The following is a 24113-nucleotide window of genomic DNA, read 5'->3' as shown; positions in this document are numbered from 1 at the left end:
GATATATGATGTAAACGATCATTTTTCATATCGTTTTAATATGGACACGCGCAACCTGAAGTACTTTCTTGCCGTCGCCGATGTCGGCAGTGTCACCCGCGCCGCCGAACGTCTGAACATTGCGCAGCCCGCGCTGAGTCAGGCGCTCACGCGCATGGAGAAGGAACTGGGCGTCAAGCTTTTCAGCCGCACGCGGCGTGGCGCGGACCTGACCGCGGCCGGGCTGGCGATCGTGGAGGACGTGCGGATGAGCGTCGCGAGAATCGACGCCGCCTCGCACCGCGCCCGCGAGATCGGCGCGCAGCGCGCCGGGCGGCTGACGGTGGGATTCGCGTCGGCGGCGCTGTTCGAGGTCCTGCCGCGAGCGATTGCGGCGCTGCGCGCGTCGGTGCCGGATGTCGAACTGGTGCTGCGCGAGATGAGCAATGCCGAGCAGGCGAGCGCGCTGGAGAAAGGTGAAATCGATATTGGCTTGCTGCATACACCGGTGGCGGTCGCCGGCAAGATGCGCGAGAAGCTGATCGCGCGCGAACCGTTGATCGCCGTGTTGCCCGAGACGTTTCCGCTGGCCACGGGTGCGAAGGTGTCGTTACGCGAACTCGCGCCGCACGGGCTGGTCTGGTTTCCGCAGGGCCAGTTGCCCGGCGTTCGAGCCGGCATTCTGAGCGCGTTCCGGCAAGCAGGTTGCGAGGTGCAGATCGCGCAGGAGGCAAATCGGTCGCTGACTGTACTCGCTTGCGTGGCTGCGGGATGCGGCGTGTCGCTGCTGCCGCATTCGGTTCGGGCGTTGCAATTTAGCGGAGTAAAGCTGTGCGAGATAGTCGATGGCTCTGCATTGCCGCGTTTTGAACTCAGCGCAATCTGGCCTGCACGGGCAAGACAGACGCTTGCCGATCGCTTCGCCGGATTGATCGAGCCTTATCCTGCAGCTTTAGTGGTGTAGAGATCATGCGACGTCTTGCAGTGATGGCTCTGTCATGCCACTTCGGGATGTCCGCGAAGCACACGCCCAAGAAACGCCCTCGTGCGTTCATGTTGGGGCGTGTTGAAAAATTGGGCGGGCGCCGCCTCTTCAACAATCCTCCCGCCGTCGATCAAAATAACGCGATCGGCGACTTCCCGCGCGAACCCCATTTCGTGCGTGACGCAGAGCATGGTCATGCCTTCTTTTGCGAGGCCGACCATGGTGGCGAGGACCTCTTGCACGACTTCGGGGTCCAGCGCGGAGGTCGGTTCATCGAAGAGCATGATGGACGGCTGCATGCACAGCGCCCGTGCTATGGCCACCCGTTGCTGTTGCCCGCCGGATAACTGCCCGGGATACTTTTGCGCCTGATCCAGCACCCGGACCTTCTGCAGAAAATAGAGGGCTCTTTCCCGCGCCTCAGCCTTCTTCACGGCGCGCACCTTGATGGGCGCCAGCATGCAGTTTTCAAGTACCGACATATGCGGAAACAGGTTGAAACTCTGAAACACCATGCCTACTTCCCGACGGATATCCTTGAGCAGCGTCAGATGGTTGCCGCTGCGCACATCCGTGACACAGATCGTTCCGGACTTGAAGGTTTCCAGCCCGTTGATGCACCTGATCAACGTCGATTTTCCCGAGCCCGACGGACCACATATAACGATTCGCTCTCCTTTGTTAACACGAAGATCGATGCCCTTCAGAACAGGAAGCGCTCCATAGCTTTGCTCGAGCCTTTCTATCCGAAGGATTTCATTCCGAGCCGGAAACGCGTCATCCATGATCAATCCTCGAAGGTCACGATATTTATGGACGGGCAAGACCGAACATTCGCTTGGCGCGTTCGAGCCTGCCGCGGGACGGGCGGTACCCTTGTTTCTTCCGGAAACGCTCGGACAACTCGGACCCCATCGAGCAGATGAGCAGATAGACCACCGCGACCGTCGAATAGAATTCCACCAGTTTCGAATCGCGTTGAGCGATCTTTGCTGCCGCACCAAAGAAGTCGGTCAGTGACAGTACATAGACGAGCGCCGTGTCCTGAAACAGGATGATTGTCTGTGACACGATGATCGGCGCAGTGACCCGCAAGACCTGAGGCACGACAACGTTCCAATACATGGTCGAGCTGGAAAGACCAAGCGCCTTCGCCCCTTCGTATTGACCTTTGTCGATCGCCTTAAGCCCGGCACGCACTATCTCTGCGTAGTAGGCGGATTCAAAAAGGGTGAAGGTGATGAAAGCGGTGAATTTCGGGCCGAGCGGGATCGAACGGCCCGCTGGCGTCAAGTGGCCCAACAGCAGCGGAACCAGGAAGAAGAACCAAAAGAGAACGAGAATCAGGGGAATGGAGCGCATCAGGGTGACGTAGGCACGAATGGCCTCGGCCGCCACGGGCACCCCCATGTGCCTGACGATTGCCATGAACGTCCCCAACAGCATTCCGCCGATCATGGCGACCAGCGTGAGCTCGACCGAAAACAAGAGTCCCTGCAGCAGGTACGGGGTGGCGTTGATCACAGCAGCGAAATCAAAAGACATGACGCCCCCTATTTTTTAACCGTGTTGTTTTGGCTCACGCCAGGAATACGGAGCATCCGCTCCACCTGAAATGCGACCTGGTGCAACACGAGTGCGATCAACAGGTACAGAACTGTCGCACTCGCGAAGGCGTCGAATGTCCTGAACGTGAATTCGTTGATCTGTTCCGCTCGGGCGGTGATCTCGAGCAAACCGATCGTCAACGCAACCGACGTATTCTTAAGGAGGCCAAGTGCTTCGCTGGTTAGCGTCGGGATGGTGATGCGAAGGGCTTGCGGCAACAAGATCAGCAGGTAGGTTTGGAAAGCGGTCAGGCCGAGCGCGTCGGCCGCTTTCTTCTGGCCATCCGAGAGCGCATTGATACCGGCACGAACCTGCTCGGCAATACGCGACGCCGTGTACAGGCTAAGCCCGGCTACAGCGGGATAAAAGCTGGCCCACGGCGGTGCGATCTGCTTGATCGAATTCCCCCATGCGGTAGGGATCACCTCTGGCAGGACGAAGTACCAGAGGAATACTTGCACGAGCAGCGGGACATTGCGAAACACCTGCACATATATCCGCGCCGCGATACGCAATGGAAGATAGCGGACCGTTCGCGCTGCACCCACGCTTATGCCGATTGCGAACGCGAACACGCCGGAAACAGACCACAGGAGCAGCGTCCAGCATAGGCCGGACATCAACCAACTCAGGTAGGTGCCCCCTTCCGCTGTCTGCTCAAAAAGAACTTGCATTGTTTTTCCGCTCACTGAAAAGGCGCGCGTGAAAGGGCACGACATCGTCAAGTCGGCGACGCGGCGATGTCCCTGTTTGATCGTAGCGATCCAACCAGCACGTACCGAGTTTCAATCGGCCGCTGCCTGGACAGACTCTTTAGCGAGACCGCTTGAAGCGCTACGGAGTAAGAGCGTCGCTAGGTGCCGCGACTCTTGCCTTGAGCGCTTCGTTCATCGGCAAGGCCAAGTTCTGTCCGTGGGGCGGAATGGGTTGCGTGAACCACTTGGCGTAAGTCTTTGAAAATTCCCCGGACGCCATTTGGGCACTGAGGGCGCCGTCTACCACGGACTTGAATCCCGGGTCGTTCTTCGGAATCATCAGGCCGTAGTAATAGACCTGGCCGCTCGTATTCGGCAGATAGCGGAAGGCCTTGGGGTCGGGCGATCCGGCTACGAGACCTGCTTCCAGGATGTTGTCTTCAAACCATGCCGACGCGCGCCCGGTGCGCAGCAACAAAAGCGATTCGGCTTGTTCCTTGGATTGGAGGATCGTCATGTTGAGCTTGAGGTCGCTATTGATCTTCATGGCAAGACCCAGGTTGAGCGACCCCTGCGTCAGTACGACGGTCTTGCCTTGAAGCTCTTTCACATCGGTAATTCCCGACGATGCCGTGGTCAGCCAGGTCGGGCCACCGGCGAACGTGGCGACCGAGAATCCGACCTGCTGCTGACGTTCGGCGGTGTTGGTCGTGCTTCCGCATTCAATGTCGATCGTGCCGTTTTGCAGGAGCGGGATGCGGTTGGCCGCGCTGACCGCCAGATAAGCCACGTTCAGCTTCGGCAGCTTCAACTCCGCCTTCACTTTTTCCGCGATTGCCGCGCACAGGTCCAGCGAGAAGCCGACCGGCTTTTGACCGGCGCCAAGAAAAGAAAATGGAATCGATGACTCGCGATAGCCAAGCGTCAGCGTATTGGAGGACCGGATTTTTTCAAGCGTTGAACTTTCCGCGTGCGCTGCGGGAGCAGTAAATCCAATGCCGGTAATGGCTGCAATGAACAGCCAATGTCTCGCCGCGGTGCGCTTCATGGTTTCCCCGTTATTGAAAAAATCCGTTCGATACTCACACCCAATTTCAGGCGGCTTTCGCTACCGCTGTTTCGTCGAGACTGTCGCGTAGTGCCTTGTCGAGAATGTCCACCGCGCGGTCGATCTCGTCCGTTGAAACCGTCAGCGGAGGCGCAATGCGCCACACCGAGCCGCGTTCCGGACGACGGCGAATGTTCATGCTCAGACCGTTCTCAAAGCATTTCCGGGTCGTCATTGCGCCAAGCTCATGAGCCGGATTGCGCGATGCCCGGTCGGTCACCAGCTCGACGCCAAGCAGGAGGCCTGCGCCCCGAATGTCGCCGATCACCTCATAGCGCTGCTGCAATTCTTCGAAGCGGCGGCGCAGGTAGCCCCCCATTTCATTCGCACGCGCAATGAGGTTCTCTTCCTTGATCACCTTCAACACCGCCAGTCCAACTTCCGCTGTGAGCGGGTCCGAAACGTGACTGGTGTAAAACGTGAAGTGCTTCTGGTGGAGGACTTCTTCGATCTTTGCGGTGGTCGATACCGCGGCAAGCGGCAACCCGCCGCCGAGCGTTTTCGACATGGTCATGATGTCGGGGACGACCCCGAAGAATTCGGATCCGGTACGCGTTCCGATCCGGCCAAACGCGGTTTGCGCTTCATCGAAAATGAGCAGCATGCCTCGATCGTCCGCCGCCTTTCTGAGTGCCTGCATGAACGACTTCGGTGGCACGAGAACGCCGCCTGCGCTAATGACGGGCTCGACAATGATCGCGGCACCGCGACCGCTCGACTGCATGTCGAACATCTTCAACGCGAGGTTCAGGTTTGCGAGCGCCGCTTCTTCCGGCGTCGCCGCCTGAATGTACGGGCGATACGAATTCGGCTCCGGAATCAGGAAAACGCCGGGTGCGGGAACGCCATAGCCCTTGCGGTCGCTCGCGAAGGACACGGTGCTCGCGCCGCCGGTGATGCCATGCCACGAGCCGCCGAGCGCCAGGACTTCATAGCCGTCGGTATACATCTTGGCCATGCGCAGCGCGACCTCGGTGGCCTCGGAACCGGTATTGATGAAGATCGTCTTCTTGAGGTCGCCGGGCAGCCAGTCGCGTGCAAGCGTCTGCCCGAGTTCGGCGACGACCTCGGGGATCATGCCGCTGAACATGTGGAAGGCCTTCTCGCCCGCGCGGTGGACGGCTTCGACAATCGCAGGATGGTTGTGCCCGATCGTGGCGCACATCTGCCCTGACGTGAAGTCCAGGTACTCGCGTCCATTGCTATCCTTTACGATAGTGCCCTTGGCAGACGTGAACAGGTTCGGGAAAGCGTCGCCGCCGTATCTGACCAAGTAGTCCCTGGATGCTTGCAGAAGTCCTTCTTTCATCGTTCACTCCGTTGGCTCGTTGGCGGGTTGTCGGCCGGATCTGATCGCTGGCCGCAGAACCTGGGTTGCATGACATCATCGAACGACCGCCACCGCGCCATGCTTGTCCACGTACACTATTTGGCATAACGCTTGCTTCGGCTGGCGGCCGTCAGAAAAGATCATAGGCAGGCGAAAATGTCAGCGCCAACGCATATAACTCAGCACCCCCTCAAATGAGCTCAACTAGAAGCCCGACCAAATCCCGCTTGCCGCCGCTCAAAGCACTCCTTGCGTTCGAGGCCGCGGCACGACGGGGAAGCTTTGCGCTTGGCGCAGAAGAGCTTGCGGTCACACCGTCTGCGGTCAGTCATCACATCCAGCAACTCGAGGATTTTCTCGGCGTGCCGTTGTTTCAACGGCATCCGGGGCGAGCTGCCCTGACGGCTGCGGGGCGCACCTACGCCCGCGAACTTGAACGCGCATTCGGTGTGATCGCCGAAGCCACCAATCTGGTCGCGCCGCAGTCGCAGCGTGGTTACCTGGTGGTCGCATCGGGTCCGAGTTTCGCCGCCAAGTGGCTGCAACCCAGGCTCCCGGAATTCCTGCGCGCCAATCCGGAGGTCAGGATCCGGTTGTCAACGCTTTCAGATCACGATGACCTCGAGACAACCCGATTCGATATTGCGATTGCCTATGGGCATCCGAATACTGCAAAACACGATGTAGAGCCCTTGCTGCTGGAGCGGCTGCGCCCGTTGTGCAGCCCCGCCCTGGCGGCCACGCTCGCGCTGCGCACGCCACAGGACCTTTTGCGTGCGACCTTGATCCACTCGTCCAATGGGCTGACGTGGTCGGAGTACTTGCGGCGCGTCTGTGGCGAGGACGTCCGGCCGGACAACGAACTCTGGCTCGATCGCTCGGTCATGGCGATCGAGGCTGCAGTCGATGGGCTCGGCGTCGTGCTCGAAAGCGAGCTTCTGGCCGCGGAAGAATTGAATGACGGACGGCTTGTTGCGCCTTTCAATGACGCTCAGTTCAGCATAGAAGTGACGTCCTATTACCTGGTTCGACCGAGAGGCTATAAAACCAGCTCACAAGCAGCGGCAACGTTCGAGACGTGGTTGCGCTCCGCATTTACAGCAGCCAACCTGACGTCGAAATTGGGTGGAACGTGATTAGGTGAGATCGCTGCCTGGTAGCCCCTTCGCATTTGCAAGCAAGCGATCGATCACCTGGACGGTTCGCCCCGCCGTCGTTGACCAGTCTCATCGCTTGAGAGAAGTAGTTAGCATGGCTGATCACTCACCGAGCTTCGCAAACGTTAGCTTCCACGCTGCAGAACGGTTGCAGCGGGTCGGGATACGTCAGTAGTCGCAACGATTCGGCCTCTGCCTTCGAGGCTCAAAAACGGTTGACTATATTGTCGCGAAAGTGCTAGCAGGTACACTAGCGCCTGTCCGTGTGTTTCGCTCCATGCAACAACTGCTCCGCCCGTTCAATGTAGTGCTGTCCTGCAATCCGCTTTTAAGAGTACCGGCTGCAACGTAAAACTGCAAAGCAACTGCCGCAGAGTATTTCAGTATGACCCAAAGGTGATGAGTTTCTTGAAGAATGACGGTCGCCTTGCCCCGCAAAAGCTTCACACCATTTTTCGTTAAATTTTTAGCACCCCATTACAAGATTGAGTCAGATTTATGCATGCCAGAAAATTAAAATTTTACGCAAAAAATGTTATTTTCGATCTTTTTCCATCACTGATTTTTGAAAAAAGATATGACCGCATGTTCAGGAATCTGGACGAGCAGCAATGGAACTATATTCGCTCGCGCGCCAATTATTATAATAAGCTGGATCGCCAATTTGTCCTGAACGAAACGGCCAGCCGGAGCAGCAAGCTGCCTTTGCGCGGCAATCCCAGCGCCTACTACTATGATTTCAAAGAAATTTCCCGATACTTCGCACGCTCGGTAAAATTCAACTATGTTTTCACGGATATTAAAGAAGCGGTGGGCGAACCGACGCTTCTTAAAACCAGGCCACTCACCGAAGCCAATGAAAATTCGGTCATAATGAAGCTGGACAAAATAAGGCACTTCAATTTCATTGAAGATACTCGGCCATTCGAAAGCAAACTCAACATGGCCGTTTTTAGAGGTGCGTGCTACCAGGAGCATAGAAAAGAATTTGTCGCCAAATATCACGGTTCACCAATAGCCGATATTGGCGACACTGACGACGCCAGAATAGGTCAGCACGGTCATCGACCTTATATGAGTATTGCTGATCAGCTGAAATACAAGTTCGTGATCAGTCTGGAAGGTAATGACGTCGCAACCAACTTGAAATGGATCATGCTTTCAAATTCCGTTTGCTTCATGCGCAAGCCGCGGGTGGAAAGCTGGTTCATGGAAGGTTCCCTGATCCCGGACCACCACTACGTGCTTCTGGACGACGAATTTTCCGATCTGGAAGAGAAAATAAATTATTACACCAAGCATACGGATAAGGCGATGGCGATAATCAAAAACGCCAATCAGTACGCCATGCAATTCCTTGACACGCGACGGGAAAAGCTTATTTCGCTGCTGGTTCTCAGAAAATATTTCGATCTTTCCGGTCAGTGAGAGGTCCTGTCATGGCGCAGACATGTTCCACGCATGTCTGCGCCGTATGTCTGCACCATGCATGCTCCGCGCGTCAGGACAAGCGTTCCTCCAGTGATGCCCTGAGCCTGCCGGGTGTCACGCCATAGACTTCCTTGAAGCCGCGGATGAAATGCGCGGAGTCGGCAAAACCGCATTCATAGGCGATTACCGTGATGCGTTTTTCTGTATTGAGCAGTAGCCAGCGCGCGTATCGAAGCCGCATCGTCCGGTAAAACTCCTTGGGGGACATCCCCATCTCAGTCAGGAAGTTTCGTTCGAGTTGCCTGACGCTTGTCCCGGTCATCTTCGCAATCACCGTGACGTTGAGCGGCGCCTCCAGGTTTTCTTCCATCAGCACGACAGCATGCCGTACGAGCAGATCGCCGACTGCCAGATAGCCCAGCGCCTTGCGCCGCTCCACGAACGACGTGCCGCCGTGACGGCTGACTGTCATTTGATGAATCACCTTGGACGCCCTGTCCGAGCCGCAATGCAAGCTGATCAAACGCGTTGCCAACTCGAGGACGGACACGCCGCCGGCGCACGTGATCCGGTTGCCGTCGATCAGATAGTCTGCATTGGCGATGACCCGCAAGTCCGGGAACATCGTCTTGTAGTCCTCCAGATGGAACGCGTGAACGCACGCAACCCGGTCCCGCATCAAGCCTGCTTTTGCGAGCAAGAAACTGCCGGTGCACATGCCGATCAGCGGTACGCCTTCGGCGTCGGCCTCGCGCAGATAGTCCCAGTAGCGCCGGTCGACCTGTTCAAGTTTCGGCAGAAGGCCGCCGATCACCACGAGGTAATCGAATTGCCGCGGCGACCCCTGCACCGCGTGCACGGGCACTGCCACTCCGCAACTCGCTTCCACGGTTTCATCGGCCATGCCGAGCAGCGTCCATGCGCATCTGAGCGGACGGCTCTGGTCGCCGAGATCGGCGGCATGGCGCAACGCATCACAGAAGCCCGCCAGCGAAAGCAGCGGGAAGGTGGGCCAGAGAAGAAATCCGATGTTGAGCTCCGCCCCCGAGCGCGACGCAATGCCCTCTCGCTTCACGCTGGCGCGATCGAGCCGATCGACGAGGTCCCGGCCAAGGGACGGTTCCCCGGCATCGGCCAGGGTGTTTTCGCGTGCCATGACGTTCCCGCAAGACGTTGGTGAGCCAAGTATATAAGCCAAAAAATGCGCTTGCCCGCCATGTCGCGTTTCTTCTATTTTTTTACGAGTCGATGCAATGCCGGCCATTTTGTCGTCTCTAAAGTCGCTCCTGTCACCTGTCCCCGATCGATCGCTCACGAGTGCCGGTGCACCATCGTCCAGCAAGCTGCATAACCAGGAGAGTCTCATGTCGGCTAGATTTCACGGCGCGCTATGCGCCAATATCGGAGTGGGTCTGATCATGCTTGGCTCGGCCAGCGCGTTTGCAGACGAAGTTGTCAAAATTGGCCATGCCGCGCCGTTGACGGGCGCCAATGCCGAGTGGGGCAAGGACACGGAGAACGGCGCCCGCCTGGCGGTGGAGGAAATCAACGCGAAGGGGCTGGTGATCGGCGGCCATAAGGTGACGCTTGAGCTGGATGCGCAAGACGACGCGTCGGACCCGCGCCAGGGCACGCAAGTGGCGCAGAAGATGGTCGACGATCAAGTTGTCGCCGTGGTCGGACACATGAATTCGGGGACCACGATCCCCGCGTCGAAGATCTACAGCGATGCAGGCGTGGTCGAAGTCTCTCCTTCAGCGACCAACCCGGCTTATACGCAACAAGGCTTCAAGACCGCTTACCGGGTTGTCGCAACCGACGCTCAGCAGGGTCCTGCGCTGGCCGACTATGCGAAGAAGACGCTGGGAGCCAAGTCGGTGGCGATCGTCGACGACGCGACTGCGTACGGCCAGGGGCTCGCCAACGAGTTTGAGAAGCAGGCGAAGGCGGACGGGCTGACCGTGCTCTCGCACGATGCCACCAACGACAAGGCCGTCGACTTCCGCTCGATTCTCACCAAGATCAAGGGCGAGCATCCGGACATCATCATGTACGGAGGCATGGACGCCACGGGCGGTCCGTTCGCGAAGCAGGCGCGACAGCTCGCCATTGCAGCGCCCGTGCTGGGTGGTGACGGCCTGTGTGCCGATTCACTGGCGAAACTGGCCGGCGATGCCGCGGACAACGTCGTGTGCTCGATCGCCGGCATGCCGCTTCAGGAAATGCCGAACGGCCCCGCTTTCGAGCAACGCTACGAAGCACGCTTTCATCAGCACGTGCAGCTCAACGCGCCGTTCGCCTACGACGCGGTGTATATCATCGTCGACGCTATGAAGCGCGCGAACTCGACCAAGGCGCCGGACATCCTTGCAGCGATGCCGAGCGCAAATTTCGTCGGCGTGCTGGGCCGCACGCAGTTCGACGCGCACGGCGATCTGAAGCAAGGCGCGATCTCGCTGTATGACTACAAACGCGGCAAGCAGACGCTGCTCACCGTCGTGAAGATGTAGAGCACATGAACGTCCTTGTTCATGGGGCTAGCGTAGTCCGCCTAAACGTCCCGCCGAAAGCGCGGGTCGTACTCATCGGCACCGGCGGCACGATCGCAGGCCGTGGCGCATCGCCGGTCAACACATCGGCGTATGACTGCTCCGTGGTGTCCATCGAGCAGATACTGGCGGATCTGCCCGCTGCGGCATCGGTTGCCGACATCAGCGCCGAGCAGCTATTTCAATGCGGCTCGGAGAACTTCGGCAGCAGGCAACTGCTGCAGTTGGGCAAGCGGATTTCATCGCTGCTCAAACGTGATGACGTGGACGGCGTTGTCGTCACGCACGGCACCGATACAATCGATGAAACCGCTTATTTCCTGCATCTGACGCTCAAAAGCACGAAGCCGGTAGTCGTGGTGGGCGCGATGCGTCCGCCCTCCGCACTCAGTTCGGACGGGCCGCTGAACCTCTACAACGCGATCGTCGTGGCGGCGAGTTCGTTGGCCCACGGCAAGGGCACGCTGGTCGTTGCAAACGATGAGATCCACACCGCGCGTGATGTTGCGAAGACCAATACGTTCAAGCAGGAGGCGTTCACCTCGCCCTACGGTCCTCTCGGATATATCGTTGAAGGCAAGCCGGTCTTTTATCGACTTCCCGCGCGTCGGCATACGGTGCAAAGCGAATGGTCGATCGATGAAATCGACGCGCTGCCGGAGGTCGGTATCCTCTACGCGCACGGCGGCATGAACGACGCGATGGTGCACGCCATGCTCGACTCAGGTGTGAAGGCGCTCATCTATGCGGCGACCGGCAACGGCAACGTGGCGACCTCGGTAGTCGCCTCGCTGGTTGACGCGAGATTGCGTGGCGTTCACGTTGTCCGGGGTTCGCGCACGGGAAGCGGTGTCGTCATCCGTAACGCCGCGCAGCCCGATGACCGCTACGACTGGCTGGTAACGGACGATCAGGTGCCCCACAAAGCGCGCATCCTGATGATGCTGGCGCTCACCGGAGAGCCGTGCACACGCAAACTTCAGAGTGCCTTCCTAACGTATTGACTGGTGCTATGTGCCGGACTCTAGGCGCCGGCGGATCGGGTACATCCCAGCGGTCAATACGCTCAGGCTGGTGCAAACTGTGCGCCTTGACTCCCGGCGCGCAACCATGTGGCAAATCGACCAAATCAGTCTTCGACTTTTCATCGCGGTATGTGAAGAAGGGACGATCGCACGCGCCGCCGAGCGCGAATTTATCGCGCCGTCGGCTGTCAGCAAGCGCTTAGCGGACCTGGAAACATTGGTCGAAACCGCCTTGCTGTCACGCAGCCAGCGCGGCGTCCGGCCGACCGCAGCGGGCGAGGCGCTGCTTAAGCACGCGCGTCTCATCATGCTTGATCATGAGCGCCTGCAGGCGGAGCTGAGTGAATACGCCGCCGGCGGCCGCGGACATGTGCGCGTGCTGGCGAACGTGTCGTCGATGGTTGAGTTTCTTCCTGAAGCGCTCTCGAGATTCCTGAAAGCGAACCCGAGTGTGCGCGTCGACGTTGAAGAGCGTACGAGCGTTGACATCGTCCGGGGACTGGAAGAGGGCGCGGCCGATATTGGTATCTGCCGCGATTTCATCGCCACCCGCGAACTCGACGTGACGACGTACCGCTCGGACCATCTTGCCCTGGTGGTGCCGAAGGATCATCCGCTGGCGGGAGCGCCGGACATCAGCTTCGTGCAGACGCTCGACCTGAACCACCTTGGACTATCGTCGAATGCATCCGTGAACGCCCTGATGCAGCGCATTGCCGCGGAGAAGGGTCGAGAGCTTAGCTACCGGGCGTACGTTTCGACATTCGATGCAGCGTATAGATTCATCCAGACAGGACTCGCCGTGGCGATCCTGCCTCGCGAAGCCGTTAGCCCTCAGGCCCGGGAACAGTACGGACTCGCCGTGATTCCGCTGGCCGAAGCCTGGGCCGAAAGGCACTTCGTCATTTGCGTGCGTGATCGCGCGGCCTTGACGCTGCCCGCAGCGCGACTGATAGAGCACCTCATGGCAACGCGCTGACGCTCCGCTTTTTTATGTACCTCCGCATCACACCGCTCCCCATAAGCCCTTAATGGTTTTCCCTTTTCAGACATTTCGTCCCGCCACGCAACCGTCAACAGCCATCGCGGGGCAAGATGGACTGCATCGCCAAAAGCGTCTTTTCAGCGCGGATCCGGCCCGTCACGCTTCAACTCAACTTTGTCATCATGAGTCGAGAAGCGATGAACCACCCTACCGAACGCGTGATCGTCACCGAGGTCGGCATGCGCGACGGCCTGCAAAGCATCTCGCGGATCATGTCGACCGACGACAAGAAGCGCTGGATCGACGCTGCCTGGGAAGCCGGCATCCGTAGCATGGAGGTGGCGTCCTTCGTGCCGGCGAAACTGCTGCCGCAAATGGCGGATGCCCAAGCGGTGATTGCCCACGCGCTGACCCTTGAGGGCCTCGTGGTGACCGCGCTGGTTCCAAACGTGAAGGGTGCGCAGCGCGCGATCGAATCCGGTGTCCACAGGATAGTCGCACCGATATCGGTCAGTACCGCCCACAGCCTCGCCAACGTGCGCAAGCCCCCCGCAGAGATGCTTGGCGCGTTTGCCGAGATGTGTTCGCTCGCCAAGGGCCATGCCGAGACCATTGCGGGACTGTCCACCGTATTTGGCTGCACGTTGCAAGGCCACGTGCCTTATGAAGACATCGGCAACATCGCACGGCAAGCACTCGAGGCAGGCGCCGACGTCATCGCACTGGGCGACACCACCGGTCAGGCCACCCCTCGGCAGGTGGGCGAAATCATCGACCTGGTCCGTGGCATTGCGGGCCACGCACTGCGCTCCGTGCACTTCCATGACACGCGCGGCCTTGGCCTCGCCAACACGCTCATCGCCCTTCAGCACGGCATCCGCGAGTTCGATTCGTCGCTGGCCGGACTCGGAGGATGTCCCCACGCCCCGGGCGCTACCGGTAATGTCAACACCGAAGACCTTGTCTTCATGCTGCAAAGCATGGGCTACGAGACAGGCGTCGATATAGAAAAGCTGATTGCTTCGCGCAGCGTGCTCGAACAAGCGCTGCCCGGTGAAGCGCTCCATGGATACCTCGCCCGCGCGGGTGTTCCCTCGCAATTCCACGAATCAAAGGTCACCCGATGAACCCCTCTACGTCTTCCGCACAAACCAGCGCCCTGCCGCTGTCAGGCATTCGCGTGGTCGAACTGTCGCACATGGTGATGGGACCGACCTGCGGCATGATCCTGGGAGACCTTGGTGCTGAAGTCATCAAGGTCGAGCCGCCACGCGGCGACGGCACGCGGCGCCTGCTTGGCACCGGCGCCGGTTTCTTCCGCACCTTTAACCGCAACAAGAAGAGCATCGCGCTGGACCTCGACACCGAAGCGGGTCTCGATGCGCTTCACAAGCTGGTCGATACGGCCGATGTCTTTATCGAAAACTTCAAGCCTGGCCGCATGGCATCGCTGGGTCTGGACTACGAGAGTTTGAAAGCGCGGGACCCCGGCCTGATTTATGTGTCGCACAAGGGCTTTCTCAAGGGACCGTACGAACATCGGCTCGCCCTCGATGAAGTCGTGCAGATGATGGCGGGGCTCGCCTACATGACGGGACCGGTCGGCCGGCCGCTACGCGCAGGCAGCTCCGTGAACGACATCATGGGCGGCATGTTCGGCGCGATCGGTGTGCTTGCAGCGCTCTTCGAACGCAAGTCGAGCGGCATCGGCAAGGAAGTGCAAAGCGCGCTGTTCGAGAATTGCGTGCTGCTCTCGGCCCAACATATGCAGCAGTTCGCCGCGACCGGCGTCGCCGCCGCCCCCATGCCTGAACGCATCAGCGCATGGGCGGTGTACGACGTCTTCACGCTTGCCGGAGGCGAGCAGATGTTCATTGCGGCAACGGGAGACACCCAATGGCGTGCCCTGTGCGCCATTCTCGATAGACCCGATTTGCTCGCGGACCCGCGGCTCGCGACCAACAATGATCGCGTGGTGGTGCGCCCATGGCTTTTGCAAACGCTGGGCGAAACGTTGAGCCGGCTCGAAGGCTCAGCGCTGACGCCGCAGTTCGAACGCAGTCATATTCCATTTGCATCGATCACCAAGCCCGAAGACCTGTTCGACGACAAGCATTTGATCGAAAGCGGCGGCCTTGCAACGCTGACGCTCGACGATGGAACCGATACGGCCATGCCGCTTCTGCCGATCTCCATGAATGGTGAGCGCTTGCAGCCGCGTCAACCGATTGCGAAGGTCGGCGAGCACACGGTCGAGGTGTTGCGTGAACTTGGCTACGGTGAAACACAGATCGATGGTCTCACCTCCGCCGGGCACTCGTAAGCCGCCTGAGAACATAAGAAGTCCCGAATATTACCCGAGCCGGCGCAAGACCGGAACTCATGGAGACAGGCGATGGAATCGTCGAATCATGCTGTTTTTTCTGCCGCCGTTGCCCATCCCGGTGCAATGCCGGATGCATCCACCCAGCCCGAATCCGCGGTGAATGAAGTTGCACTGGGCGCCGCGCGGATCTCGGCGCGGCTGGACCGGTTGCCCGCAACAAGAACCATCTGGCAACTCGTCATGCTGTTGAGTCTCGGCCTGTTCTTCGAAGTATTCGACCTGATGTTTTCGGGTTATATCGCCCCAGGCCTGGTCAAGAGCGGCATCCTGACTTCGACCACGCATGGATTGCTTGGGACAAGCGGAGTGGCGAGTTTTATCGCGGCGCTGTTCGCCGGTCTTTTCATAGGAACGGCAGCATGTGGCTTTCTCGCCGATAAATTCGGCCGCCGCGCGATCTTTACCTACTCGCTGCTCTGGTACACCGCGGCGAACATCGTCATGGCATGTCAGGACACCGCCTTCGGATTGAATCTGTGGCGATTTATAGCAGGCGTTGGAATCGGCGTGGAGATAGTCACCATTGGGACGTATATCTCGGAGCTCGTTCCCAAGCACATTCGCGGTCGAGCATCGGCATGCTCGCAGGCGATCGGTTTCTGCGCGGTTCCCGTCGTCGCGTTTCTGTCTTACCTGCTCGTGCCTCGCCAGGTGTTCGGTATCGACGGCTGGCGTTGTGTCGTCTTCACCGGGGTGGTTGGCGCGATGGTCGTATGGTGGGTACGCCGGCGGCTTCCCGAGAGTCCGCGCTGGCTCGCCCAACAAGGGCGCCTGGATGAAGCCGATGCCGTCATGACACGCATTGAAGCGCGCGTCGAGAAAGAATACGGAAAGCCGCTGCCCACTCCCGCACTGCCCGAACCGGTGAGAGCTCGTGCGTCATTCAGGGACCTGCTAGTGGCGCCTTATCGAAAACGCGTAGCAATGCTCATCATTTTTCACGTCTTCCAGACAATGGGTTACTACGGGTTCGCCAACTGGATTCCCACCTTGCTGATCAAGCAGGGCGTGACGGTCACCAGCAGCCTGATGTATGCATCGATCATCGCCATTGCGGCGCCCCTGGGTCCGCTGCTGGGCATGCTGGTCGCGGACAGATTCGAGCGCAAGACCGTGATCATTGTGATGGCGGCGGTCAATGTAGCGTGCGGCCTGATGTTCAGCCAGGCGCGCGAAACCGTCATGCTGGTCAGCCTGGGCGTATGCCTGGTTCTTGCCGGCAACATCATCTCGTTCAGTTACCACGCGTACCAGGCCGAATTGTTCCCGACCAGCATCCGGGCGCGGGCCGTCGGCTTTGTCTATTCATGGAGCCGGATCTCGGCGATGTTTTCCGCTTTCGTGATCGCCTGGTGCCTCAGGGAGTTTGGCGTGAACGGGGTGTTCGCGTTTATCTCCGGCGCAATGATCGTGGTGATTTGCGCGATCGCGATACTGGGACCGAAGACCCGAAACGTTGCGCTTGAGGATATATCCACCTGAGCACTTCACTCATGATGAGGCGGACTTCGCCCGGTCAGGCGCAGTCCCGTTTAAAGCGTCTTGACCCAGCCAAGCGCATCATCCGCAAACTTTCGAAGCAGACGGGCAAGCTCGCCCACTTCCTTTGCTTCCCAGCCGGCAAGCAATTCTTCGATGATTCTCTGACGCGCCGTGTCCAGCGCATCCGTCATGACCCGCCCCTGTTCCGTAATGACGGCCGCACGAATTCGGCCGTCGTCCGGGCTTGGACACCGCGAGACAAGTCCGAGGCTTTCCAGTTTGGCGATCTGCCTGCTGACCGTGCTGTAGTCACGTCCCGCAAGTTCCGCGAGTTCGACAATACCAAGCGGTCCCAGCCGGGCAACCCTTGCCAGCAGCGGAAAAAGCGCACGATCCAGATCGACGCCTGCCGCCTCAATAAGCGCAGCATCGGGCTGCGGCCGGTTGAGCACACCTGTCAGGTCCAATAGTGCTTCCCGCAACTCGCGGATTTCTTTCCCCATCGCGATTCAATTCCTTGTCAGTGCCCAGATATGTGTATAGTACACATATATTCGATGATCCAATCCTGGATGAAGCGTACGCTCGGATACTTGGCAAAGGAGAGCAACCATGAAAGCAGCACTCGTCAAAGCAGCCGGCGCGACGCCGGTATATGCCGACTTCACGGAGCCGGCCGTCACCGAAGGCGTAGTCCGTATCGCGGTTGTAGCATCCGCGCTGAGCCATGTCACCAAGAGCCGGGCATCGGGCAAGCACTATAGCTCCGCGGCGAAGATCCCTTTCGTGCCCGGGGTCGACGGCACCGGCGTGCTTGAAGACGGCACGCGCGTCTATTTCGTGATGCCTGAAGCGCCCTTCGGCGGCATGGCGGAGCATTGCATCGTCAAGAAGGCGCATTGCATTCCCTTGCCGGCGGCGCTGGATGAGGTGAGCGCTGCGGCTATCGCCATTCCGGGCATGTCGTCATGGGCGGCTTTGACTGAACGCGCAAAGTTGGTGAAGGGAGAGACGATACTGATCAATGGTGCAACAGGCGTGTCGGGCCGGCTCGCCGTGCAGATCGCCAAGTATCTGGGCGCAGGCACGATCATTGCGACCGGGAGAAATGCGGCAACGCTGCAGTCCCTGAAAGCGCTGGGTGCTGACGAGACGATCAGTCTCACGCAAGACAACGATGCACTCGACAGCGCGTTCCAGCAGCAGTTCAAGCAGGGTATTGGCGTGGTGCTCGACTATCTTTGGGGGCAAAGCGCAGAGCTGTTGCTGGCGGCCGGCGCCAAAGCTTCGCCGGAGGCGGCGCCGCTCCGGTTTGTTCAGATTGGCGCCATGAGCGAGGCATCCATCACGCTTCCCGGCGCGGTGCTTCGATCATCGGCTATCGAACTCATGGGCAGCGGGATTGGCAGCATTCCACTGCCGCGCCTGCTTGGTTCGATCGAACACTTGTTGAACGCCACGGTCCCCGGCGGCTTCCAGATCGCGACGAACCCGGTGCCCCTGGCTCAGGTCGAGGATCATTGGGCAAATGAAAACCAGGCACGCACGGTATTTACGACAGGGTTTCAACCGTGATGCATGTTGGGCCGGGGTAGAGCGTGAAGCCCGGAACGAGATCGAGATGGATGCCGCGTTGCGGATCACCGGGAGCCCATGGCCAGACACAGCCGGCTCAATGCGCCGCGTCGATGCCATCGACGCGCACGGGTTGCGAACGATAGAACGGATCGCCTGAGAAAGAACGAGTCATTAATACGGGCTCCTACCATTTTCAGCCCCAAGCTGCCTGACATCCACTAAACAGTGCACTCACGCGGCAATCGGATCACGCTTCAGGTCGATGCCGGCGCGCTCCTGGACGCATGAAATCTCGCCGCGATGCAAAAACCGGAGGGCTGCGTGCATGCCGTGTTCTTGCACGGTGTGGGCACATTAACTGCTGCGCAATTAGGTTACCTCCACGCGTTGGGGGTACATTCTTTTAGCAGCCTCGCACCCCCTTGTTTCGCACAATCGTATGAATTGATTTCGTTGAAATATCAGACGAAATGATCGGAGAATGTTGTCATGTCCAAACCTCCTGAGCTGCCATCGGAGACTGACGGAAGCGATGCCGACCTCAATCCTGACGCCAACGCCGACCCTGCGTTTTCACAAACGCCCGTGAGATTCGGCCGGCTTGCGCTGTGGATTGCCTCGGCAAGCGCACTGACAGTCGGAATCATGGGTACGGTCGCGTACGGCGTCTGGTTCAACCAGGATCAACACGCCTACGCCGAAGCCATGGAACATGCGCGGCAGACGCTCTGGCTCGGCTCCGTATCGGCGCCAGCACCCGTTCCCGCCATGCAACCGACGGTTTCGTCCGGTAACGTCGCGGCGCCCCTGGCCCCTTCGCCCCCTCCTCCCCGTCTGGTCACCGTCGCCAGCGTCGATCCGGGCGCGCCCGTGCCTTCCACGCAGTTCGATCGCCACGCAGAGTCCGCTGATCCTGCCACGCCCAAGCTGGCTGTCACCCGCCCTCTGCGAGCAAATTGTTCTGCAAGCGTGGAGCATCGCCGTCCAGTGTCGCGCGTCAAGTCCAATGGCAATGGCAACGTGTTCACCCGCGTGGGTTCATTTTTTCATCGCGTAAGCTACCGGCAGCATGGCACCGAAAGCCAGCGGGATATCTACGCCCATCCGTGAGCGGCAGCGCACCGGCAAACCTGCCCTGCCGATGCGCTCCGGGCCAGGTCCGGCTACGATCGCCTTCGTTTCCGTCCTCTGCCTGCTGATAGGCCTGCTGTTCCTTGCATTGCAAATCCGGACAATCTTCTCGGACCAGCTGAAGCAGGAATACAGCGGGCTGGTGATCGAAGGGATCGAACGGGCGGAAAGCGCCCGCAATCTGGTGCGCGTCTGGCAACGGCAATCCGACAACAACATCGCGAGCTCAGGACAACCGGGACTACCGGAACAACCGGAACCATCGGGCGATTATCGGCGTGCACGCAATGACCTCGCTGCCCGCCTCGCGTCGCTCGCGGCGCTGGTGAACGCCAGCCCGTCGACGGCGCCGCGCATCCCTCAATCCGCCCTGTCTCCCGACGCCAGTCTCGACGATACCGACGCGCTGCTCGCCGTGGAATCCGTGTACTGGCGGGAGCAGCGCAACAAGGACAGCGCCGACGCGCGCACGCGCATAGCGCGCGTGGCGAGCATGTTGATCGTGTTGTCGGCGTGTGTATTCGGCGCGCTGATCACCGCTTTGGGCATGTTTGCAAAGCGCACGCGCCAACTGGCGGGCGAGTCGCACAAGTTCGAGCATGCGGCGCTGCACGACGCAATGACCGGCCTGCCCAATCGACGGAAACTCTTCGCCACGCTGGCGGAAACGGCCGCGAGGTCAACGGCCAATCCGACGCCCCAAAAAATTGCCGTGATCTACATCGACCTGGATGGGTTCAAACAGGTCAACGACTCGCTCGGCCATCGCATCGGCGATGAATTCCTGATCGCCGTTTCAAAGCGTTTTCGCAAGACCGTGCGTCTGGCCGATGTGGTCGCCCGCTTTGGCGGCGACGAGTTCGTCGTACTGGTCCGCGAGTTTTCAACCAACGCTGAACTGGAGTCGATGGCACAGCGCCTGATCGACTGCGTGCTCCAGACCGATGAACAGATGGGCATTGGATTTGTCAGCGCCAGCATCGGCATAGCGAGCTTTCCAAATCCCGTCAGGGACTTCCATCAACTCGTCACCGCCGCCGACGAAACCATGTACCAGGTGAAGCGCAGCGGCAAGAACGGCTACGCGTTCGCGACACAGGCGAGCTGAGCAGGATCGTGTTGATGCCGGTCTCGCCGGCAAGCGGGAATTGAACAAACGCGATCGAGCCCTCTGCGTGCCTCTCTGCCACTTTGTGCGCAGCATCCCCCGCTTATCGGCACGAACACGCGGAATCTGAAGGCGCACATTTCCCGATGTCGCTATCGCGCGGACTGCATGAGAATCGCGTAACGAGCCCTGTCGCCGTTCCGGTGATCAGCTTGGCTCGCCCGAGCCGCGACCGGCATCGTCCACTGTTTATTCAAGAAAACTAAACGATACCGGCCAAAGATCCAACCGAGGAAAACCACGGGTGCTGTGTTCGCCCGCGATCAAGACCATGCTCAAGAACTTTACGATTCGCCGCGGCCTCACGATTACCATCGCCGGCTACACGCTCGCGCTCGTGGCGGTGCTGCTTGCCGCCGCTTTGTGTCTGCGCCAGAGCAACCAGGCGCTGGAGCAGATGGTCGCAACCGACACCGTCGCCATCACGCATCTCAAGACGAGTTCGCAGCGGCTGCTGCAAGTGCGCCTTGCGCTCGGCAGCTTCGAGACGCTGTTCATGCTCGGCAAGGCGGGCGACGACCTGCTGCCCAACGCGAGCAAGACTCTGAAAGCAAGCGATGCCGAGTTCGATGCGTACCTCGCCAAGCCACGTGACCCGCAGGAAGAACCGCTCGTGCAAGCCGCCAAGGCCGCGCGCGACGCGTTGATTGCGAAGGCGCTCAACCTTGAATTCGATGCGCTTGCGCAGAACGACTTCACCACGTTCCGCACGCTCCAGGTTCAGACGGCGGACAGTTTATATGCCACCTACGATCACGCGATGTCCGCGGTGGAAGCGTTCCAGATTGCGCATCAGCAAGACCGTTATGCGCAGGCGCAAGCCCAGTTCCACACGATGGCGACGGCGGCCGTGGTCGTTGCGGTGTTGGCGCTGTTGCTGGGGTTCATCGCGCGGGCTGCGTTGAGCGCCGCGGTGATGAAGCCGATCGAATCGGCGATTCATCACTTCGAACAGATTGCGGCGGGCGATCTGACGGCGAGCATCGACGCCTCGCGCGACAACGAGATGGGCCGCTTGTTTGCAGCGCTCGGCAAGATGCAGCAGGGGCTTGTAGGGACGGTGCAGCAGGTGCGCGGCGGTACCGGCGCGATCTCGCACGGTGCGCGTGAGATTGCGGCGGGCAACATCGATTTGTCGCAACGTACGGAAGAGCAGGCGGCTTCGTTGCAGCAGACAGCGTCGAGCATGGAGCAGTTGACGGCCACTGTCCGCCAGAACGCCGACAACGCGCGGCAAGCGAGCGAGCTGGCCGTCGATGCATCGGCGACCGCTGTGCGCGGCGGCACGGTCGTGGGCAAGGTCGTGCATACGATGGATGACATTGCGACGAGTTCCACGCGGATTGCGGACATCATCGGCGTGATCGAGGGGATTGCGTTCCAGACGAATATCCTCGCGCTCAACGCCGCCGTGGAAGCCGCGCGTGCGGGTGAAGAAGGGCGAGGTTTTGCGGTGGTCGCGGGCGAAGTGCGCAACCTCGCGCAACGCAGCGCCGGGGCCGCGAAAGAGATCAAGGAGCTGATCAACGCATCGGCGGGCAAGGTGGAGGCCGGCAACGTACTGGCGGCACAAGCGGGCCAGACCATGAGCGAAGTGGTCGCGGCGGTGAAGCGGGTGTCGGACATCATCAGTGAGATCAGCGCGGCATCGAATGAGCAGACCGGGGGTATTGAACAGATCAACCGCGCGGTCGCGCAGATGGATGAGGTGACGCAGCAGAACGCGGCGCTGGTGGAGGAAGCGGCTGCGGCTGCGGCGTCGCTTGAACAGCAAGCTGCGAAGCTGGATGTCGCGGTGGCGGTGTTTCGGGTTTAGTATCTGGATCGGCCGCACCCGGACAAGGACGCGAGGAAATGTCAGGTGCAATACGAGCGAGAGACATTTAGCAAACTTGAAGTGGAACCGTGATAAACGAATTGAACTATAAGGGGTATCTTGCGCGGGTCGAGTTCGATCCGCGCGACAGCATTTTCGTTGGACATGTGCTTGGTGGTTCGGAGCACATCAGCTTCCACGGTGAGACCGTACCCGACCTGATCGCGGAGTTCCATCAAGCCGTCGATCACTATCTCACCGATTGCGCCGCAAACACCTTCGAGTAATACGCACGCCCTTCGCGCATGTGCGTCTCAAATGCAAACCCACGGCTGAGCATGTCGTTCATATCGGCGCGCGTGATCTTCATCACGTAGCTATGCTCAGTCGTGACCAACCGGCAACTCCCCGGCGCCTCCGATGCGCTGAACCACTTGCCCGCATCGGCATGACCCGCCGGGTAGGCGTGGCCGTCGCGCTCCACTTGCCAGCGGCCATCGAGCAGGATCCAGAAGTCATCGCTTTTATCCGTCGCTGAACAACTCGCGACCACCGTGCCCGCCTGCGCTTCCCACTCGCGCGAGTGCTTGATGGTCCAGCGCAACTGCTCCGTATCAAGCCTGTCAAAAAACGGCGTCTTCCTGAGCAGAAACAAATACGTCGTCGATGCTTTCATGGTCTTGCCCTCTTCCTGCTGCGCGTAGCCCTGCTGAGCGCACGCAGCGCTCAGCACAAGAACGGCAAGCCACGCGCCGCGAATGATACGCGCGGCCCTCGTCACGCTCCTCATCGCGACACCTTTGCTTCAAGCAGATCGCCCATGCCGATGCGCTTCGCGAATTCAATCCGCACCCGCTCCGATACCTCCAGCACCTGCGCCGCGCCATCGCCGACAAAATCGATCACTGAGCGCATCGGCCTCGTACCCTTCGCTAACCCGACAATGCGTACGACTTCATCCGCGACCGCTTTGGGATCGGCGTCGGCCGGTGTGAGCGCGCTCAGGCGCTCGCCGATCTGATCCATCACGCCGTCGTATCGGGCGTAGGCTGCGGCTCTTACCGAGTCCGCTGGTTTGCCCGCGCTCGGGAAGTGGTCGGTGCCGCTGGTGAATGCGCCGGGCACGACGATGGATGTCTCCACGCCAAAGCGCGCCAGTTCATAAGCCAATGTCACGGCAAGCGAATCCATCGCCGCCTTGGCCGCGCCATAAGGGCCCATGAACGGCGGGAAGCCACCCTTGGTCGTCGTGCTGCTGATCCACAGGACCAGCCCGGATTCCTGCCGGCGCATATAAGGCAGCACCGCACGGTTGACGCGCTGCGCGCCGAACAGGTTGGTGTCGAACACCTTCATCATTTCTTCCGGCGTGAACGCTTCCGACGGACCGACCACCAGATGCCCCGCGTTTTGCATCACCACGTCAATCCCGCCTTGCTCGCGGACGATGGTCGCGGCGGCAGCATCGGCCGAGTCCTGCGAGAGGACATCAAGTTCCAGCGGCATCAACGCGATACCCTTCTGCGCCGATATAGCCCGCAGTTCATCTGCACGACCGCGATTGCGGCCTTCCACATCGCGCATGGTTGCGTACACAATGTGCCCCGCTTCGGCCAGCGCCAACGCGCTCAACTTGCCGATGCCCGTGCCGGCGCCCGTTACCAAAATGACTGATTTCACGTTGATTCTCCGAAACGTTT

At 59.8% G+C, this 24113-nt stretch carries 23 protein-coding genes; 14 read left to right on the top strand and 9 right to left on the bottom strand.

Annotation, left to right across the window (positions count from 1 at the left end; all coding sequences use genetic code 11):
- Positions 1-40: 40 nt before the first annotated feature.
- Positions 41-943 carry a LysR family transcriptional regulator gene (locus tag ACSOSP_RS25545; RefSeq protein ID WP_455311127.1) on the top strand — a complete coding sequence of 301 codons (903 nt, stop codon included), beginning with the start codon at positions 41-43 and terminating at the stop codon, positions 941-943.
- 32 nt (positions 944-975) lie between these two features.
- Here the strand turns inward: ACSOSP_RS25545 and ACSOSP_RS25540 are convergent, their stop codons facing one another.
- The 5 genes from ACSOSP_RS25540 to ACSOSP_RS25520 form a co-directional block, all read right to left on the bottom strand.
- Entirely contained in the window at positions 976-1749 is a 774-nt protein-coding gene (locus ACSOSP_RS25540; protein ID WP_455311126.1) for an amino acid ABC transporter ATP-binding protein, read from the bottom strand.
- Between the two features lie 25 nt (positions 1750-1774).
- Positions 1775-2509, bottom strand: a complete 735-nt coding sequence (locus ACSOSP_RS25535; protein WP_455311125.1) for an amino acid ABC transporter permease — start codon at positions 2507-2509, stop codon at positions 1775-1777.
- A gap of 8 nt (positions 2510-2517) precedes the next feature.
- A complete protein-coding gene (locus tag ACSOSP_RS25530) occupies positions 2518-3246 on the bottom strand; it encodes an amino acid ABC transporter permease (protein WP_455311124.1) in 729 nt (242 codons plus the stop codon).
- A 160-nt stretch (positions 3247-3406) separates the two neighbouring features.
- Entirely contained in the window at positions 3407-4315 is a 909-nt protein-coding gene (locus tag ACSOSP_RS25525) for an amino acid ABC transporter substrate-binding protein (protein ID WP_455311122.1), read from the bottom strand.
- 46 nt (positions 4316-4361) lie between these two features.
- Positions 4362-5684 carry an aspartate aminotransferase family protein gene (locus ACSOSP_RS25520; RefSeq protein WP_455311121.1) on the bottom strand — a complete coding sequence of 441 codons (1323 nt, stop codon included), beginning with the start codon at positions 5682-5684 and terminating at the stop codon, positions 4362-4364.
- A 215-nt stretch (positions 5685-5899) separates the two neighbouring features.
- Between ACSOSP_RS25520 and ACSOSP_RS25515 the strand changes: the two genes are divergently transcribed.
- Both ACSOSP_RS25515 and ACSOSP_RS25510 read left to right on the top strand, forming a co-directional pair.
- A complete protein-coding gene (locus tag ACSOSP_RS25515; RefSeq protein WP_455311120.1) occupies positions 5900-6841 on the top strand; it encodes a LysR substrate-binding domain-containing protein in 942 nt (313 codons plus the stop codon).
- Positions 6842-7360: 519 nt separating this feature from the next.
- On the top strand, positions 7361-8290 hold the full coding sequence (locus tag ACSOSP_RS25510; RefSeq protein WP_455311118.1) for a glycosyl transferase family 90: 930 nt from the start codon (positions 7361-7363) through the stop codon (positions 8288-8290).
- Between the two features lie 73 nt (positions 8291-8363).
- Here the strand turns inward: ACSOSP_RS25510 and ACSOSP_RS25505 are convergent, their stop codons facing one another.
- Positions 8364-9449, bottom strand: a complete 1086-nt coding sequence (locus tag ACSOSP_RS25505; RefSeq protein ID WP_455311116.1) for a GlxA family transcriptional regulator — start codon at positions 9447-9449, stop codon at positions 8364-8366.
- Positions 9450-9711: 262 nt separating this feature from the next.
- Between ACSOSP_RS25505 and ACSOSP_RS25500 the strand changes: the two genes are divergently transcribed.
- The 6 genes from ACSOSP_RS25500 (at position 9712) to ACSOSP_RS25475 (ending at position 16720) form a co-directional block, all read left to right on the top strand.
- Entirely contained in the window at positions 9712-10803 is a 1092-nt protein-coding gene (locus ACSOSP_RS25500) for a branched-chain amino acid ABC transporter substrate-binding protein (protein ID WP_455313675.1), read from the top strand.
- A 5-nt stretch (positions 10804-10808) separates the two neighbouring features.
- Positions 10809-11846 carry an asparaginase gene (locus ACSOSP_RS25495; RefSeq protein WP_455311115.1) on the top strand — a complete coding sequence of 346 codons (1038 nt, stop codon included), beginning with the start codon at positions 10809-10811 and terminating at the stop codon, positions 11844-11846.
- A gap of 106 nt (positions 11847-11952) precedes the next feature.
- Positions 11953-12846, top strand: coding sequence for a LysR substrate-binding domain-containing protein (locus ACSOSP_RS25490; protein ID WP_455311114.1), 894 nt, complete (start codon positions 11953-11955; stop codon positions 12844-12846).
- 203 nt (positions 12847-13049) lie between these two features.
- On the top strand, positions 13050-13979 hold the full coding sequence (locus tag ACSOSP_RS25485) for a hydroxymethylglutaryl-CoA lyase (RefSeq protein WP_455311113.1): 930 nt from the start codon (positions 13050-13052) through the stop codon (positions 13977-13979).
- A complete protein-coding gene (locus tag ACSOSP_RS25480) occupies positions 13976-15175 on the top strand; it encodes a CaiB/BaiF CoA transferase family protein (protein WP_455311112.1) in 1200 nt (399 codons plus the stop codon). The genes ACSOSP_RS25485 and ACSOSP_RS25480 overlap by 4 nt, the downstream gene beginning before the upstream one ends.
- Positions 15176-15301: 126 nt before the next feature.
- Positions 15302-16720: an MFS transporter gene (locus ACSOSP_RS25475; protein ID WP_455313674.1), complete on the top strand. Its 1419-nt coding sequence runs from the start codon at positions 15302-15304 to the stop codon at positions 16718-16720.
- 50 nt (positions 16721-16770) lie between these two features.
- Here ACSOSP_RS25475 and ACSOSP_RS25470 read toward each other — a convergent pair whose 3' ends face one another.
- Positions 16771-17223, bottom strand: a complete 453-nt coding sequence (locus tag ACSOSP_RS25470) for a MarR family winged helix-turn-helix transcriptional regulator (protein WP_455311110.1) — start codon at positions 17221-17223, stop codon at positions 16771-16773.
- Between the two features lie 109 nt (positions 17224-17332).
- On the opposite strand from ACSOSP_RS25470, the gene ACSOSP_RS25465 reads away from it, so the two are divergent.
- The 5 genes from ACSOSP_RS25465 to ACSOSP_RS25445 all read left to right on the top strand — a co-directional run bounded on the left by ACSOSP_RS25465 (position 17333) and on the right by ACSOSP_RS25445 (position 22700).
- Positions 17333-18295 carry a quinone oxidoreductase family protein gene (locus ACSOSP_RS25465; protein WP_455311109.1) on the top strand — a complete coding sequence of 321 codons (963 nt, stop codon included), beginning with the start codon at positions 17333-17335 and terminating at the stop codon, positions 18293-18295.
- Between the two features lie 492 nt (positions 18296-18787).
- The gene (locus ACSOSP_RS25460) at positions 18788-19408 is read left to right on the top strand and encodes a hypothetical protein (protein ID WP_455311108.1); all 621 of its coding nucleotides are present in this window, start codon (positions 18788-18790) and stop codon (positions 19406-19408) included.
- Positions 19368-20537: a diguanylate cyclase gene (locus ACSOSP_RS25455; RefSeq protein WP_455311107.1), complete on the top strand. Its 1170-nt coding sequence runs from the start codon at positions 19368-19370 to the stop codon at positions 20535-20537. Before ACSOSP_RS25460 ends, ACSOSP_RS25455 begins: the two co-directional genes overlap by 41 nt.
- A 331-nt stretch (positions 20538-20868) precedes the next feature.
- Entirely contained in the window at positions 20869-22413 is a 1545-nt protein-coding gene (locus ACSOSP_RS25450; RefSeq protein ID WP_455313673.1) for a methyl-accepting chemotaxis protein, read from the top strand.
- 89 nt (positions 22414-22502) lie between these two features.
- Positions 22503-22700: a hypothetical protein gene (locus ACSOSP_RS25445; protein ID WP_455311106.1), complete on the top strand. Its 198-nt coding sequence runs from the start codon at positions 22503-22505 to the stop codon at positions 22698-22700.
- On the opposite strand, the gene ACSOSP_RS25440 is transcribed toward ACSOSP_RS25445, so the two are convergent.
- Both ACSOSP_RS25440 and ACSOSP_RS25435 read right to left on the bottom strand, forming a co-directional pair.
- Positions 22664-23203, bottom strand: a complete 540-nt coding sequence (locus ACSOSP_RS25440; protein WP_455311105.1) for a hypothetical protein — start codon at positions 23201-23203, stop codon at positions 22664-22666. The two genes, ACSOSP_RS25445 and ACSOSP_RS25440, sit on opposite strands and share 37 nt — an antisense overlap.
- Positions 23200-24093 carry an SDR family oxidoreductase gene (locus ACSOSP_RS25435; RefSeq protein ID WP_455311104.1) on the bottom strand — a complete coding sequence of 298 codons (894 nt, stop codon included), beginning with the start codon at positions 24091-24093 and terminating at the stop codon, positions 23200-23202. Before ACSOSP_RS25435 ends, ACSOSP_RS25440 begins: the two co-directional genes overlap by 4 nt.
- Positions 24094-24113: the final 20 nt, after the last annotated feature.

It is taken from the genome of Caballeronia sp. KNU42, assembly GCF_053760385.1.
This window is presented reverse-complemented; position numbering and strand designations above follow the sequence as displayed.